General features: G+C 56.2%; 16 protein-coding genes and 1 pseudogene. 12 read left to right on the top strand and 5 right to left on the bottom strand.

The annotated features are described in order from the left end of the window. On the bottom strand, positions 1–912 hold the full coding sequence (locus WH279_RS01205) for a LysR family transcriptional regulator (RefSeq protein ID WP_200642542.1): 912 nt from the start codon (positions 910–912) through the stop codon (positions 1–3). 204 nt (positions 913–1,116) lie between these two features. On the opposite strand from WH279_RS01205, the gene WH279_RS01200 reads away from it, so the two are divergent. From WH279_RS01200 to WH279_RS01190, 3 genes are all read left to right on the top strand, one after another. Then, positions 1,117–1,449, top strand: coding sequence for a helix-turn-helix domain-containing protein (locus tag WH279_RS01200; protein ID WP_133844436.1), 333 nt, complete (start codon positions 1,117–1,119; stop codon positions 1,447–1,449). Between the two features lie 13 nt (positions 1,450–1,462). Beyond that, complete coding sequence (locus tag WH279_RS01195; RefSeq protein ID WP_339454740.1) at positions 1,463–1,681, top strand: hypothetical protein; 219 nt, start codon at positions 1,463–1,465, stop codon at positions 1,679–1,681. Between the two features lie 113 nt (positions 1,682–1,794). After that, complete coding sequence (locus WH279_RS01190) at positions 1,795–2,292, top strand: TIGR00645 family protein (protein WP_133844428.1); 498 nt, start codon at positions 1,795–1,797, stop codon at positions 2,290–2,292. A gap of 92 nt (positions 2,293–2,384) precedes the next feature. Here WH279_RS01190 and WH279_RS01185 read toward each other — a convergent pair whose 3' ends face one another. After that, positions 2,385–3,056, bottom strand: a complete 672-nt coding sequence (locus tag WH279_RS01185; protein WP_374760148.1) for a TerC family protein — start codon at positions 3,054–3,056, stop codon at positions 2,385–2,387. Positions 3,057–3,099: 43 nt separating this feature from the next. Continuing rightward, complete coding sequence (locus WH279_RS01180; protein ID WP_339454739.1) at positions 3,100–5,076, bottom strand: sigma-54-dependent Fis family transcriptional regulator; 1,977 nt, start codon at positions 5,074–5,076, stop codon at positions 3,100–3,102. A gap of 191 nt (positions 5,077–5,267) precedes the next feature. Between WH279_RS01180 and WH279_RS01175 the strand changes: the two genes are divergently transcribed. From WH279_RS01175 to WH279_RS01160, 4 genes are all read left to right on the top strand, one after another. After that, entirely contained in the window at positions 5,268–6,287 is a 1,020-nt protein-coding gene (locus WH279_RS01175; protein ID WP_339454738.1) for a Gfo/Idh/MocA family oxidoreductase, read from the top strand. 5 nt (positions 6,288–6,292) lie between these two features. Beyond that, positions 6,293–7,069, top strand: coding sequence for a TIM barrel protein (locus WH279_RS01170; protein ID WP_339454737.1), 777 nt, complete (start codon positions 6,293–6,295; stop codon positions 7,067–7,069). Between the two features lie 109 nt (positions 7,070–7,178). Next, positions 7,179–8,102: a substrate-binding domain-containing protein gene (locus tag WH279_RS01165; RefSeq protein WP_339454736.1), complete on the top strand. Its 924-nt coding sequence runs from the start codon at positions 7,179–7,181 to the stop codon at positions 8,100–8,102. Positions 8,103–8,332: 230 nt separating this feature from the next. Then, positions 8,333–9,187, top strand: a complete 855-nt coding sequence (locus WH279_RS01160; protein WP_339454735.1) for an alpha/beta hydrolase — start codon at positions 8,333–8,335, stop codon at positions 9,185–9,187. A 539-nt stretch (positions 9,188–9,726) separates the two neighbouring features. Here WH279_RS01160 and WH279_RS01155 read toward each other — a convergent pair. Next, positions 9,727–10,545 (bottom strand): alpha/beta fold hydrolase, encoded by an 819-nt coding sequence (locus WH279_RS01155; protein WP_339454734.1) that lies wholly within the window; start codon positions 10,543–10,545, stop codon positions 9,727–9,729. 197 nt (positions 10,546–10,742) lie between these two features. On the opposite strand from WH279_RS01155, the pseudogene WH279_RS01150 reads away from it, so the two are divergent. The 4 genes and pseudogenes from WH279_RS01150 to WH279_RS01135 all read left to right on the top strand — a co-directional run. Next, positions 10,743–10,850 (top strand): annotated as a pseudogene (locus WH279_RS01150) (hydrolase); the annotation flags it as partial. Between the two features lie 63 nt (positions 10,851–10,913). Beyond that, positions 10,914–12,491 (top strand): MFS transporter, encoded by a 1,578-nt coding sequence (locus tag WH279_RS01145; protein ID WP_339454733.1) that lies wholly within the window; start codon positions 10,914–10,916, stop codon positions 12,489–12,491. An 81-nt stretch (positions 12,492–12,572) separates the two neighbouring features. Beyond that, complete coding sequence (locus tag WH279_RS01140; RefSeq protein WP_227535519.1) at positions 12,573–12,962, top strand: type II toxin-antitoxin system RelE/ParE family toxin; 390 nt, start codon at positions 12,573–12,575, stop codon at positions 12,960–12,962. Continuing rightward, entirely contained in the window at positions 12,955–13,284 is a 330-nt protein-coding gene (locus tag WH279_RS01135; RefSeq protein WP_227535521.1) for a helix-turn-helix domain-containing protein, read from the top strand. The genes WH279_RS01140 and WH279_RS01135 overlap by 8 nt, the downstream gene beginning before the upstream one ends. A 74-nt stretch (positions 13,285–13,358) precedes the next feature. Here the strand turns inward: WH279_RS01135 and WH279_RS01130 are convergent, their stop codons facing one another. Next, a complete protein-coding gene (locus WH279_RS01130; RefSeq protein ID WP_339454732.1) occupies positions 13,359–13,886 on the bottom strand; it encodes a MarR family winged helix-turn-helix transcriptional regulator in 528 nt (175 codons plus the stop codon). Positions 13,887–13,948: 62 nt separating this feature from the next. Here WH279_RS01130 and WH279_RS01125 point away from each other — a divergent pair, with 62 nt between their 5' ends. Beyond that, entirely contained in the window at positions 13,949–14,821 is an 873-nt protein-coding gene (locus WH279_RS01125) for an EamA family transporter (protein WP_339454731.1), read from the top strand. Positions 14,822–14,844: the final 23 nt, after the last annotated feature.

Here is a 14,844-nt window from a genome sequence, read left to right as displayed (position 1 = left end):
TTACCGGCGGACCATCAGCAGTGGGCTGACGTTTTTCAGCAGGTTGTAGAACCAGGTTTTGGCGGTGATATCCCCGATCTCGGTGTGCCCGTACAGGTACACCTCAAGATTCGGTAGCTCAAACGGCAGTTCGATGATGCGCCCGTTGCCACGCGCGACGTAGATTTTCGCCGCGCTGGAGGGCAGCGTCACCAGCAGTTCGCTGGAGGCAATCAGCTCGCCCAGCGCCGCAAAGTGCGGGACTTCCAGCGCAATGCGGCGCTCATAGCCATACTCTTTTATCCGCTCTTCCACCATATAATGCCCGCTGATGGTCGACACAATAATGTGTTGTTCCTCCAGGTAGGCATCCAGCGTCAGGGTGTCGCCAATGCGCGGGTGCTGGTCGTTCAACAGGCAGACATAACACTCATCCATAATCCGGTCACGCTGCGCCAGCGAAATACTTTCGTTACGGCTGCACAGCGCGGCATCGATTTTCCCGGTCAGCAACCATTCATCCAGTTTTCGCATCTCTACCGGGATCACCTCCAGCTGCACGTTAGGGGCGACGGCGCGCAGATGTTTCACCAGACCGGGTAGCAACAGCAGTTCGCCAAGGTCAGAGAGGGCGAGACGAAATTTGTGAAAGGATGTGTCCGGAGAGAAGCTGCGGGTGTCTGCCACCGCCTTCTCAATGCCACTGAGAGACTTTTTAAAAACCGTATAGAGCTGACTGGCGGTGGGAGTGGGTTGCATCCCTTTACGGCTGCGTTTAAACAGCTCGTTACCCGTCGCAACCCGCAGCCGGGCTAGGGCATAGCTGGCAGAGGGCTGAGTAATGAACAAACGTTCGGCAGCCCCGCTGACACTTTGGGTTTCATAAATAGCGATAAATACCCGCACCAGGTTGAGATCCATGTTCGCTGGCATATAGCCCTTATCTATTATCAAAGATTTATATTATCTATTTGAACTATTTTAAGCGGTCTAATACCATCCCTTCCACGTTTTTTTGATATGTTCTCCCTTTTTTTTCATATCGTAATTACTTCAATAAAATCAAAATAATAAATAACTTCCTTGTTCTTTTAAGGCAGGAGTGGGCGTCATGCGCCCGTCATCGCGGAGCTAAAAATGAAAAATGAAATCGTGGACGTTATCGTCGACTGGATCGACGATCACTTAGAAGAAGGCCTCAATATTGAAGCCGTAGCGGCAAAATCTGGCTATTCGAAGTGGCACCTGCAACGTGCGTTTAAAGAGCAAAGGGGCATCACCCTGGCGACGTTTATTCGCAGCCGCCGTCTTGATCAGGCTGCACGCTGCCTGGTCAGTTCGACCAAAAGCATTATGGCGATCTCGATGGACCTCGGTTTCTCTTCCCAGCAGTGCTTCCAGCGGGTGTTTAAAAAGCACTTCAATGTTACCCCGCGCGATTACCGCATTCAGTTCCGTCAATATCATTAAGTCCGGAGGACCCGTGCGCCAGTTGACTAAAATGGCCGCCGTGCTGGCGGTGCTGTCTCTTCATCCTTTCCCCCAGGCCTTTGCGGCAAGTCAGCCACAGCTTACGATGCAGGCCGATAGCGGGCAGGGCAGCCCGTTCGGCTATGAGCGCCAGATGAAAAAGATGATGCGCCCGATTAACGATTTGCTGCCACAGGGCAGTAATGAAGAGGCGCTGCCGGTCCGGGAATAGTCCGTCTCAACGTAAAGTCGCTTAAATTCCGTTGTTTTAAGCGCGCATGCCTTGAAAAAGTCTATCAGCCATCGGGTATACTGTTCGCCCTGTTGAATTGTGAACTGGATGCTATGGAACGTTTCGTCGAAAACCTGATTTACTCTGCGCGCTGGCTGCTGGCACCGATTTACCTCGGGCTGTCGCTGGGGTTAGTGGCACTGGCCATTAAGTTTTTCCAGGAGCTGATCCATCTGCTGCCACACGTGCTTGAGATGTCCGAAAATGACATGGTGCTGGTGCTGCTTTCGATGATCGACATGACGCTGGTTGGTGGCCTGCTGGTGATGGTGATGCTCTCCGGCTACGAAAATTTTGTTTCTAAGCTGGATATTGATGAGAACAGAGAGAAGCTCAACTGGCTGGGCAAGATGGATTCGGGGTCGCTGAAGAATAAGGTTGCGGCATCGATTGTTGCCATCTCCTCTATCCATCTGCTGCGGGTGTTTATGGATGCGAAGAATATCCCGGATAACAAGCTACTGTGGTACGTGATTATTCATCTGACGTTTGTGTTGTCGGCGTTTGTGATGGGGTATCTGGATAGCATGTCGAAGAAAGAGAAGATTTAGCGTCAGGTTAAATGCCTCCGAAAACCATCGCATTTTTGTAGGGGTGAGGCATGCCTCACCCGGTATTGATGCGGGTCGGGCATGCCCGCCCCCTACGACGCCCGCCCGCGTCTTACCACACCGTATCCCACCACCATCAGTGCCCCAATGGCCCCGGCAATCCAGTGCAGATGCGGGATCGCAGCGGTATAACGCAGTAGTGCCGGGTCAGTGACCAGCATACTGCCCGCAATCCAGCCAATCAGTGCTCCGCCGAGCGTGACGATAAACGGGAAGCGCGTCAGTAGCGTCAGTACCAGTTTGCTGCCCATCACAATAATCGGAATACTGATCAACACCCCGAACGACACCAGCCAGACGTTGCCTTTACCCGCTGCAGCCACGGCCAGCACGTTATCCAGCGACATCACCACATCGGCCAGCGTAATGGTCAGCACGGTTTTCCACAGACGGTTGTCGCCATTGATGTTGGCTTCTTCCTCTTCACTGCCGACCAGCTTAAAGCCAATCCACAGCAACAGCAGGCCACCGACGATCTTCAGCCACGGCAGCGCCAACAGATGAACGGCAATAATCAGCAGCACAACGCGGGCAACAATCGCCCCGAGCGTGCCGAGAATAATCGCTTTTTTCTGCATGTGCGGCGGCAGTTTACGGCAGGCGAGGGCTATAACGACGGCGTTATCGCCACCCAGTAACAGATCAATTAAGACGATTTGTAGCAGAATAACGGCAAAATCAAGATGTTCGAACCACATAAGCACTCAGTCAGCACAGCGAAAGGGGTCACCGCAGTGACCGAAGCGATCAGCGGCGAAACTCGTCAGCACTGATCTGGTATTTCTTCAGTTTATTATATAACCCGGCACGTGACAGCCCCATTAACTGAGCTGCCTGGCGCAAATTTCCGTTCAGTGCATCCAGCGTGCTAATAATATGCGCGCGCTCATTCACATCAAGCCGAGCTGCCTGCTGCGGCTCCGCAGGATGAACGGCAGGGGGAGAGGACATGCGCCGGATGACTTCATCGGGCAGATCCTGCACATCAATAAACAGTCCGTCGTTCATATTGATCACTCGCTCAACAATGTTCTCCAGCTCACGGACGTTACCCGGCCAGTGGTAGTGACTTAAGGCTTCCATTGCCCCGGTGGTAAACTGCACGTTGATCTTTTTCAACTGGGTGCAGACTTTTTCGCGGAACCACTCGGTGAGCGCCGGAATATCGCTGCTGCGTTCGCGCAGGGCGGGAATGGGGATAGAAATCACGTTCAGACGGTAGTAGAGATCGCGGCGAAACGCACCGGTTTCCACTGCCCGGATCAGATTGCAGTTGGTGGCCGCGATAATGCGGACATTGACTTTCACCGGCTGCGACGCGCCAATGCGCACCACTTCACTCTCCTGCAATACGCGCAGCAGGCTGGTCTGCGCTTCCAGCGGCATATCGCCAATTTCATCAAGAAACAGCGTCCCGCCTTCTGCCAGCTCGAACTTACCTGCGGCACCGCCGCGCCGCGATCCGGTAAACGCACCGTCCATATAACCAAACAGCTCACTCTGTACCAGATCGCGCGGTAGCGCACCGCAGTTAACGGCAATAAAAGGCTCGCCGCAACGCAGGCTGCCGTTATGGATCGCCTGAGCAAACAGCTCCTTGCCAGTGCCGCTCTCTCCGGTGAGTAACACGGTGCTGTCGCTGCGACAGCAGCTACGGGCTTTCTCCATCGCGACCTGCAAAGCCGGTGCGCTGCCGCACAGCATATCAAAGGTATAGCTGGCGCTGGCCCCCATCACCCGGCGGGTAATGGCGCGGATACGCTGATTCTCACGCAGGGCGATAATCTTACCGCCGCCTGGCGCAGGCATCACCGATACCAGGCAGCAGACGCGCTGATTATCTGCGGGGCTGAAGACGATTTCGCGGTCGTTGCAGAAGGTCATGGTCGCCAGGCGCGCATGTTCCGGGTTCAGTACCGTATCCACCTGATGGCCGACGCGTGCCAGTCCGTGGAAGATCTGTCGTGCATAGCGGTTGATGGTTTTGATCACCCCTGAGCGATCGAGCACGATCACCCCTTCGTTCAGCGTTTCGAGGATCGACTTCTGTTCCGCCAGCAACGCACGCAGGATCAGCTGCTGGCCGATCGCTTCGGCGGCCGCCTGCACGGTACCGAGGGTATGGTAGTGGAAATTATCCTGGCTGGCGGTCAGCGTCAGTACGCCGATCATCCGTCCCTCAGCATCGCGGATGGGCGCGGCAGCACATTGCAGATGACGCTCACGCAAGGCTGCTTTCCAGTTTTCACCGTTGAGCATATACACCAGCCGCTGCTGTTTCAGGCAGCGCGCGGTACAGTTGGTGCCCATCTCTGATTCGGTCAGAATGCTGCCTATCGGGGTCAGATCGCGACCGCAGCAGGAGAGCGTCACCCCCTGCGCATTGGTCAGATTAATGTGGCCGTCCGGGTTATAGGCCAGCAGATTTTCCATAATGCTGCCCGCCACCTCAATCAGCTCGGCATTGTCGGCCAGAATCTGTTTGACCCGTTCCTCGGGCGGGAAGGTGTAAGCAAAATACGCAGGATCGATCCCGGCAGCACGGCTGCTTTTCCATGAATTGAGGACATCCGGGCGGACAAACTCCGGCTCGCGCCCGGCATCAAAATCCCGTCTCGCCTGTTCCAGCTGGCTGTCCCAGCGGCTGGCTTCACTGCCCGCAGGCAGGCTCAGTTGTCCATCACACTCTGCGTTGATCGCACCGGCTAACGTCGGTTGATTCATTTTGCTTCCCTCCCACTCATGGAATGTCCATTTTATAGACATGTTAAGTTGACATGTTTTTTTTGTGTGCATTTTGTGATCGCGACAGGAAGAGAAAGGCGCGCCCTGCGGTGTTCTGCACTCTGGCATAGGGTTTGCTTATGTCTGTTTAACGACAAAAACAGTCAGCCAGCCACCTGAAGGGGAACAAGATGTCAGTAACAAAACAGATCGTGCGTGTGGGGTTAATCGGAGCAGGGCGCATGGGGAGCTTCCATGCGACCTCGCTGGCGCAAAAGGTTCCGGGGGCGGTGCTGGCCGCGGTGGCCGATCCCGTGCCGGGAGCTGCGCAGCGTCTGGCTGAGAAGCTGGGTGCGGGCAAATATTATAGCGAGCCCCAGCTGATGCTCGACGATCCTGACATTGATGCGGTGCTGATCGCGACACCGGCACGGACGCATGCGGAGCTGGTGGCCGCGGCTGCCCGGGCCGGGAAACATGTCTTCTGTGAAAAACCGATGGCCATCACGCTCGAAGAAGCTGACCACGCGATTGCTGCCGCGAAAACAGCAGTCGTGGTATTGCAGGTGGGCTTTAACCGCCGTTTTGCTAACGGCTTCGCCGCCGCGCTGGACGCCATCAAAAAGGGTGAGATCGGCACGCCGCAGCTGATCCGTTCCCTGACCCGCGACCCTTCCCCATTGCGCGATCCGAGCGGCATCCCGCCGTGGACTATCTATCTGGAAACGCTTATCCACGATTTTGACACGTTGCTGCACTGTAACCCCGGCGCGAAACCGGTGGAAGTGTATGCCATCGCCGATGCGCTGGTGCGCCCGGACTTCAAAGATAAAGGGCTGCTGGATACCTCGGTGGTGACTATCCGTTTTGATAACGGCGCGATTGCGGTGGCTGAAGCTAACTTCCAGGCGGTCTATGGTTATGACGTGCGTGCGGAAGTCTTCGGCAGTAACGGCATGTTCCAGATGGGCAACATTAACGTCAATAACTGTGTGCGTTACGGCGCAGCCGGAATTGCCATTGAGACCTCCCGTCAGGACACCGACCTGCTGGCCGATGCCTACATTGCCGAACTGACCGAGTTTGTCCGTTGTGCCGCCAGCGGTGAAACCCCACGCGCCACCGGCGACGATGCGCGTAACGCGCTGGAAATCGCACTGGCCTGTATTGCCTCTGTTCAGCAGGGCAAACCGATTCAATTACGAGGATAACAACGATGTCGGATTATCGTCTTTCGGTCTCAGCCGAAATGGTTTTTCTGGATTTACCCTTTATCGAACGTGTGAAGCGTATTCATCAGCTGGGTTTCGGCGTGGAAATCTGGCACTGGAACAATAAAGACATCGATGCGCTGGTTGCAACGGGGGCGAGTTTTACCTCCATGACCGGCTACCTGACCGGCAATCTGACGGACGATGACGAGATCGCCAACCTGTTAAGCAGCGCCGAAGAATCGCTGGCCGTGGCAGCACGTCTTAATTGCCCGAGCCTGAACCTGCACGGCACCGGCCTGGATAATCAGGGGCTGCCCGTCAAGCCTGTGGAGGTTGTCACTGGCCCGATGTGGGTAAAAGCCGTGCGTACGCTGGAAAAATTAGCCGCATTGGGTGAGAAAGCCGGGCGCGTATTTACTCTGGAAAATCTCAACCTTGCCGTTGACCATCCGGGCACGCCGTTTGCCAAAGCCGCCGATACGCTGGCGCTGGTGGAGGCGGTAAACAGCCCGTATCTGAAAATGAATCTTGACCTGTACCACGCGCAGATCGGCGAAGGCAATCTGATCGAACTGGTGCAGCGCAGTGGCGATGCGATTGGTGAAATCCAGGTCGCTGACGTACCGGGCCGCTGTGAGCCGGGAACAGGCGAGATTAACTACCGTGCAGTGGCGAAAGCCCTGCGGGCGATGAATTATCGGGGGGTCATTGCACTGGAAGGCTGGGCGTCAGGGGACAGCGAAGCGGCCCTGGCAAGCTTTAAAGCGCACTTTGATTAATTAAACATGATGCGGCCAGCCCTGGCCGCGTTTTTTAAGGAGGACCTGCACCGTTCATTCTTTTCACTACTCAAAATAATAACTTACCTACACCTACAGGAATCCATCCATGAACGTGAATAAAATCGCACTGTTGATTGGTGCTCTTGCACTGGCACCCGCTTCCCAGGCAAAAGATCTGCGTATCGGTGTTGCACTGGCGAACTTCGATCTTAACTTTGTCTCCATTCTGCGTACGCAGATGGCGAAAGAGATGGAAAAAGAGAAGATCCAGGGACAGTTTGAAGATGCTAAAGGTGATATCGCGGTACAGGTACAGCAGGTTGAGAACTTTATTAACCAGGGCGTGGACGCCATCATCCTCAATCCGGTGGATACCCAGGGAGTAAAACCGATGATGGAGGCGGCAAAACGCGCCAATATTCCGCTGATTTTTGTTAACCGTAAACCGGAAGTCGAACTGAGCGGAAAAATGGCTTATGTTGGCTCCGATTCGCTGCTGGGCGGGCGCATGGAGATGGAAGCGCTGGCGAAAAAAATGAACTACAAAGGGAATGTCGCCATTCTGATGGGCGCCCTGTCGGCAGAAGAAGCACGTCAGCGCACCAAAGCCACGGAAGATGTCATCGCCAAATATAAAGAGATGAAAGTGGTTGAGAAGCAGTCTGCCCAGTGGATGCGTAACGAAGCCGTGGATGTCACTTCCGGCTGGTTGCTGTCCGGCAATAAGATCGATGCGATTGCTGCCAACAACGATGAGATGGCGATTGGCGCGATTATGGCGCTGAATCAGAGCGGTAAGAAAGATATCCTGGTCGCCGGGATCGACGGCACCCCGGATGCGCTGCAATTTATTAAAAACGGCAAGCTGGCATTAACCGTTTTCCAGGATGCTGCAGGCCAGGGTAAAGGCGCGGTTACCATGGCAAAACAGGTCATTGACGGCAAAAATGGCGACAAGTTTATGTGGATCCCGTATCAGGTGATCACCAAAGATAACTACGAAGCCTTTGCCAGCAAAAACGTGAAATAATCCCTGCCGGGCCCTGGCTCCCAGGGCCCGTTAGACACCTTCCTGACTATTTTCCATTCCGTGATGAAAAAAGTGTGATCTCAGTGGCATTTTCTTGTCGATATGCATACTATTTCGCCACTGAGCCCATTCCTAAGTGGCTCAACAATACCTTCCCTGTTTTCTGCTGAGAATGTTGGACATGCATCTTGATTAGTCGCCGTCGGTTCATCCTGGGCACCGGCGCGTTTATGCTTGCCATGAGCACCGATAAGCTGTTCGCCCGTCAGGACTTTTTCCCGCTATGGCCGGACGAACCGCCAGGCGGCGGCGGCCCGACGGGAGCGCTGCGCATTTCTGCGAACGGATCGTGGTCAAATATTGTCAGCCCGGGTATTCAGCGCTTTGTGCCGGAGAATCCTAACGGTAAGGCGGTGCTGATCGCCGCTGGTGGTGGCTATCGCTGGATTGGCATGGGCCGGGAAGGGTGGCCGGTGGCGCGCTGGCTGAACAGCAAAGGCTATACCGCCTATGTGCTCAGCTATCGTCTGCCTGGCGAACACTGGCAGGATGGCAACCGCGTGGCGTTTCAGGATGCACAGCGGGCGATCCGCCTGGTGCGTTCAATGGAAAACAATGTGCACCTGCTCGGCTTCTCGGCGGGCGGGCATATGCTGGGCCTGGCGGCGGCGCGCCCGGATTACGCGTCCTATGCTCCGCAGGATGCGATTGACCAGATTGTCCCCAAAGCTGACAGCGTGGGGCTGATTTACCCGGTGATCACCCTCGAACCTCCTTACACGCACACCAATACGCATCTGTCGCTGGTGGGCAATCATCCGTCCCCGGCGGAAGAGGCCAGCTGGTCAGTACAGAACTATGTCACCCGTGCTTATCCGCCGTTGTTCCTCGCTCAGGCGGAAGATGACCACACCTCAGACCCGGAAAACAGCGTGATCATGCACGATACCTGCCGCAAGGCCGGGGTCTCGGTGCAGATGATCCGTATTTCGCAGGGGGGACATGGTTTTGGCCTTGGCAAGGCAGGAACGCCTGCCGCCATCTGGGATGAAGCCTATGCCGTGTGGCTGGCGGCGCGCAGCTGATGCGGGTCAGGCATGCCTGACCCCTACGTATGACCCTGCAAAGTAGGGGCGGGGCGTGCTGACCCCTACGTATGACCCTGCAAAGTAGGGGCGGGGCGTGCTGACCCCTACGTATGACCCTGCAAAGTAGGGGCGGGGCATGCTGACCCCTACGTATGACCCTGCAAAGTAGGGGCGGGGCGTGCTGACCCCTACGTATGACCCTGCAAAGTAGGGGCGGGGCGTGCTGACCCCTACGTATGACCCTGCAAAGTAGGGGCGGGGCGTGCTGACCCCTACGTATGACCCTGCAAAGTAGGGGCGGGGCGTGCTGACCCCTACGTATGACCCTGCAAAGTAGGGGCGGGGCGTGCTGACCCCTACGTATGACCCTGCAAAGTAGGGGCGGGGCATGCTGACCCCTACGTATGACCCTGCAAAGTAGGGGCGGGGCGTGCTGACCCCTACGTATGACCCTGCAAAGTAGGGGCGGGGCATGCTGACCCCTACGTATTACCCTGCAAAGTGTAGGGGCGGGGCATGCCCCGCCTGCGATAATATCACCGCTGCAAAAACGCCAGCAGATCCTGATTTAACTGATCCTGATGGGTCACAGCAAAGCCGTGCGGCGCGTTGTCATACACTTTCAGCGCCGATCCGGGGATCATCGCGGCAGCCAGTTTACCGGTGGCTTCAAACGGCACTATCTGGTCGTTACTGCCGTGGATCACCAGCGTTGGCACGGTCACTTTCGCGATATCGCTCCGGAAATCAGTCTCTTCAAACGCCGTCACACAGTCAATGGTGCCTTTCAGCGAGGCCAGCAGCGCGATATTCAGCGTCTGGGCCAGCACGCCGTCGGAAATTGTTTGCCCGGCGTTAATGCCGTAGAACGGCGTGGCAAAGTCTTTGATAAACTGCGCCCGATCCTTGCGTAATCCATCACGAATACCGTCAAATACCGCTTTTTCTACCCCTTCAGGATGGTCGTCTGTCTTACCGAAGATCGGCGTCACCGCCCCCAGCAGCACCAGTGCGCTGACGCGCTCACTGCCGTAGCGGCCGATATAGCGCGACACGTCGCCGCCGCCCATTGAAAAGCCCACCAGCGTAATGTCATGCAGATCAAGATGCTGGATCAGATCGTTGATGTCTGACGCAAAGGTATCGTAGTTGTACCCTTCCCACGGCTGGTCAGAGCGGCCAAAGCCACGGCGGTCAAAGGCGATAACGCGGTAGCCGCGTTCGGCAAGGAAATTCATCTGACTGTCCCACATATCGGCATCCAGCGGCCAGCCGTGGCTGAACAGGACCGGCTTACCCGTGCCCCAGTCTTTGAAATAAATTTGCGTGCCGTCCTGCGTAGTGAATGTGCTCATATTTATTCTCCTCTATTTACCCGAAAACAAACTGTCAAAAAAATCTTAACGAGTTGCCCAGTTCTTTCCGCTATCAGCAAATTCTAGTCGCCATTAGTCTTGTTTCCAGCAGCGAAACACTCGCTCACTACATCGCTTACTGATAACGAAAAGAGGAATTGACCATGTCTATATTCGATCTGCTGGACTCACAGAACACGTACGACGACGTGATGGATCGGGTGCGTGAGCACAGCGGTGCATACGGCATGGGCGTGGATTATGCCTACACGATGGTACACAAAGCCCCGGCTCGTAAGGCCTGATCCTTCTCCTTCCAGCCGCCTGGGCGAACAGGCGGCGGCTGCACTTCGTCCTGGAGCCTGACCATGAAGACAACGTCATCCGGTGCTTTTGCGCCGCTTAAGCAAGGGCTGTTTGCGGTGATCTGGGCCGCGACCATCCTCGGCAATACCGGCAGCTTTATGCGCGATGTGGCCAGTTCATGGCTGGTGAGCGGGCTGTCGTCTAATCCGGCGGCTGTCGCACTGATGCAGACTGCCGCCACCTTACCGATTTTCCTGCTGGCAATCCCGGCCGGGGTGCTGTCCGATATTCTTGATCGCCGTCGCCTGCTGATTTTTGTCCAGCTGCTGCTGGCCAGCGTCAGCGGTACGCTGCTGATCCTCTCGCATAATAATCTGCTGACCGTCGAGTATCTGGTGGCACTGACCTTTATTGGCGGCATCGGCGCGGCGCTGATGGGCCCGGCCTGGCAGGCGATTGTGCCGGAGCTGGTGCCACGTCCGCAGTTGAAGAATGCGGTGGCGCTTAACTCGCTGGGGATCAATATCGCCCGTGCGGTGGGCACGGCAACCGGCGGCCTGTTGCTGGCGGCACTCGGTGCCTGGGCGGCCTACGGAGCTGATGTCCTGAGCTATGTGTTCGTGATTGCCGCGTTGGTCTGGTGGAAGCGCCCGCATAAAACGAGAAATGAACTGTCCGAACATTTTTTCGGTGCATTCCGCGCGGGCATTCGCTACGTCAAAGCCAGTCGTGAACTGCACCGGGTGCTGGTGCGCACCGCGATTTACTTCTTCTTTGCCAGCGCCATCTGGGCACTGCTGCCGTTGGTGGCGCGTCATCTGTTACAGGGAAGCGCCGGGTTTTACGGCACGCTGTTGGGCGCGGTCGGTATCGGGGCGATTGTCGGGGCACTGCTGCTGCCTGTCCTGCGTCAACGGATGAACGTTGACGGGTTAATGCTGCTGTCGGCGGGGCTTTCCGCGCTGGTAATGGTGGTCATTGCCCTGCTGCCACTCAAAGCGCTGGCCCTGCCGCTGATGGTGCTGCTGGGCATGAGCTGGATTATTGCGCTGACCTCACTGAACGGTGTGGCGCAGGCGGTGTTGCCCGACTGGGTGCGGGGTCGCGGCCTGGCGGTCTATCTGATGATTTTCAACGGTGCCATGGCTGCAGGCAGTCTGTTCTGGGGGCTGGTGGCACAGGAAACCGGGTTGGTGGGAACCCTGCTGATTGCCGCTGTGGCGCTGACGCTTTCCGCGCTGTTGTGTCTGCGGCTTAAACTTCCGGCAGGCGAGGCCGACCTGCAACCGTCCGGTCACTGGGATCAGCCCGCGTTAGAAACACCCGTCACGGCAGATCGTGGCCCGGTGATGATTCAGATTGAGTATCAGATCGCACCCGAAGATCGTCCGGCGTTTCTGGCAGAGATTAAAAAACTGTCGCTTACCCGCCGCCGTGATGGGGCTTACGCCTGGGGCATTGCCGAGCACAGCCGCGATGCCACCACGCTGATCGAGTGGTTCCTGGTGGAGTCCTGGCATGAGCATCTGCGTCAGCATCAGCGCGTCTCCCATGCCGATGCGGATTTACAAAGCAGCGTGACCCGTTTCCATCAGGGGGAGGAAAAACCTAAAGTGAATCACTTTATTTCTCTGCACTAACCCGCCGTCATCTTTCTGGTTGAGATAACCCGTAAGCAGGACTATAGTCCTGCTTACGGGTTTTTCATCGGGTAAAGGACTATGCCGACATATATGACTCCGGAGTTTGATCGAGACAGAAAGCGTTTTCGTATTAGTGACCAGAAACTCTGCAAGGCCGCAGATCTGGTCAGAAATGGTGCTCACGATGGGCATTTAGGCCGCAGCGTATATAAGAAACGTATTGGTGTTGCCGGTAGTGGCGCCAGTAATGGTGCTCGCTCCATCATCTTTTTTTCTCATGGTGATCACCTCTATTTTTTCGACATCTATGTGAAAAGTGAGCTATCTAAAAAGAAGGGAAAAGAGCTGGAAATGGACGAGATAGAGTCCTACTGCGATGTGGCTCAGGATTTTTTGAAAATGAACGATTATCTCAGGCAACAGCTGATTAAAGTGAAAGAACTCATTGAGGTAAATTGCGATGACTGAACGTTTGAAGCGCCTTCAGGGCATGGCCAATCGTTATAACAAACTGGGAGTGGTTTCTGATGAAACCGTCGCTCGAGTGGATGCACGAATTAAAGCGCGGCAGTTGCGGGAGCGATTGCCAAAAATTCGTTGTATGGATGGTATGCAAATCAAAAGCCTGCGCATCCGTTATGGGCTTTCTCAGGCAGACCTGGCGATGACCTTGGGTATGTCAATAGAAAGCGTATCCAAGTGGGAACGTAACGAAAGCCAACCTGGTAACGCCGCGCTGCGTATTTTGAATACCATTGAAACTAAAGGGCCGGAAGTTTTTGCAGAATAGTCGCCCGATTTCATCTTGATAGGATGGACTTTATTTCCATATTACTCTCAGGGCCGTGAATGTGGCCCTGCTCGTTACGCTTTTCCCGCATTTCCCTCTAACGCCTGCATCAGCTGAGAGAGAGACGCATCAAGACTCGCCAGCACCTCCGTGGGTAACACCGACAGCATCTGACGTTCGTTCTCAACATGCGGCCCCACGGCGCGTTCGATCAGTTCCAGCCCCTCGGGTGTGAGCTGCACCAGGGTGCTGCGTGCATCTTGCTGGCTGGCTGTGCGCAATATCAGCCCACGGGTTTCCAGCCGCTTCAGCCGATGAGTCATGGTGCCCGATGTCACCATCAATGTGGAGAATAGTGCGGTTGGGCTGAGGCAATAAGGTGCGCCAGAACGCCGCAGCGTGGCCAGCATATCGAACTCCCAGCTCACTAAATCAAAGCGGGCAAAACCCACTTCCAACTGCTGCTCAAGCAGGATGGCACAACGCTTTATCCGTCCGATCGGCCCCATCGGGCTGGCATCCAGATCGGGGCGTTCGCGCCGCCATTGTTCGAGAATGATATCGACCGCATCACGCGGCGTTGGAGGGGTTCGATTATTCATTTGTCTTGACTTCAAGGTAGTTGATCAACAGAATCATAATATCTTGAATTGAAGGTAATGTCATGAACACTACACCCTCTTTGCGCTACTGGCGCGATGTCTTGCTGACCGCCCTGGCCCCTGCCATCTGGGGCTCTACCTATATTGTTACCTCAGAACTGCTCCCGCCCGATCGGCCATTCACGGCGGCATTAATCCGCGTGTTGCCTGCGGGCCTGTTGCTGTTGCTTTTCACGAGACAGATGCCCGCCCGGCGTGACGTGTGGCGGTTGATCGTGCTCAGTGCCTTAAACATTGGTGTCTTCCAGGCTCTGCTGTTTGTCGCGGCCTATCGCCTGCCCGGTGGCCTGGCTGCGGTCCTGGGCGCCATCCAGCCACTGCTGGTGATGGTGCTGGTCTGGGCGGTGGATCGCCGCTCACCGGCACAGGCCACCCTGTGGTCGGCAGTGGCAGGAGTGGTGGGAATGGGCGTGCTGCTGCTCTCGCCACAGACGGTGTTCGAACCCCTCGGCATGGCAGCGGCATTCCTGGGCGCCGCCTGCATGGCGACAGGCGTCTGGCTGACGCGCCGCTGGCGAGTGGATCTCCCCGTGCTGTCGCTCACCGGCTGGCAGTTAGTGATTGGCGGGTTGATGCTGGCGCCCGTGGCGTGGCAGATCGATGCGCCACTGCCGGAACTGACTCTGACGCAGTGGGCGGCCTACAGCTATCTCAGCCTGGCAGGGGCACTGCTCGCCTATTCACTCTGGTTCCGCGGTGTGGCCCGGTTGCCGACGGTCGCCGTTGCCTCGTTGGGTTTACTGAGCCCGCTGGCCGCGGTGGTGCTGGGCTGGGCGTTGCTGGGGCAATCAATCACCGGTACGGCGTTACTGGGGCTGGTTGTCGTGCTGGCCAGCGTATTTGCCGTGCAGTGGACAACCACACGCGCCCGTTAAGAGGGGCAAAGACGGATGCCCGG

Source organism: Erwinia sp. MYb375, from assembly GCF_037479175.1.
In the GTDB taxonomy this organism is placed as follows: domain Bacteria; phylum Pseudomonadota; class Gammaproteobacteria; order Enterobacterales; family Enterobacteriaceae; genus Erwinia; species Erwinia rhapontici.
This window is presented reverse-complemented; position numbering and strand designations above follow the sequence as displayed.

Bases quoted from the DNA above. Each gene is read 5' to 3' on its own strand.
- WH279_RS01190 (WP_133844428.1), top strand. From the start codon at position 1,795: ATGGAACGTTTCGTCGAAAACCTGATTTACTCTGCGCGCTGGCTGCTG.
- WH279_RS01160 (WP_339454735.1), top strand. From the start codon at position 8,333: ATGCTTGCCATGAGCACCGATAAGCTGTTCGCCCGTCAGGACTTTTTC.
- WH279_RS01180 (WP_339454739.1), bottom strand. From the start codon at position 5,076: ATGAATCAACCGACGTTAGCCGGTGCGATCAACGCAGAGTGTGATGGA.
- WH279_RS01165 (WP_339454736.1), top strand. From the start codon at position 7,179: ATGAACGTGAATAAAATCGCACTGTTGATTGGTGCTCTTGCACTGGCA.
- WH279_RS01130 (WP_339454732.1), bottom strand. From the start codon at position 13,886: ATGAATAATCGAACCCCTCCAACGCCGCGTGATGCGGTCGATATCATT.
- WH279_RS01155 (WP_339454734.1), bottom strand. From the start codon at position 10,545: ATGAGCACATTCACTACGCAGGACGGCACGCAAATTTATTTCAAAGAC.
- WH279_RS01140 (WP_227535519.1), top strand. From the start codon at position 12,573: ATGCCGACATATATGACTCCGGAGTTTGATCGAGACAGAAAGCGTTTT.
- WH279_RS01145 (WP_339454733.1), top strand. From the start codon at position 10,914: ATGAAGACAACGTCATCCGGTGCTTTTGCGCCGCTTAAGCAAGGGCTG.
- WH279_RS01175 (WP_339454738.1), top strand. From the start codon at position 5,268: ATGTCAGTAACAAAACAGATCGTGCGTGTGGGGTTAATCGGAGCAGGG.
- WH279_RS01205 (WP_200642542.1), bottom strand. From the start codon at position 912: ATGCCAGCGAACATGGATCTCAACCTGGTGCGGGTATTTATCGCTATT.
- WH279_RS01170 (WP_339454737.1), top strand. From the start codon at position 6,293: ATGTCGGATTATCGTCTTTCGGTCTCAGCCGAAATGGTTTTTCTGGAT.
- WH279_RS01125 (WP_339454731.1), top strand. From the start codon at position 13,949: ATGAACACTACACCCTCTTTGCGCTACTGGCGCGATGTCTTGCTGACC.
- WH279_RS01135 (WP_227535521.1), top strand. From the start codon at position 12,955: ATGACTGAACGTTTGAAGCGCCTTCAGGGCATGGCCAATCGTTATAAC.
- WH279_RS01200 (WP_133844436.1), top strand. From the start codon at position 1,117: ATGAAAAATGAAATCGTGGACGTTATCGTCGACTGGATCGACGATCAC.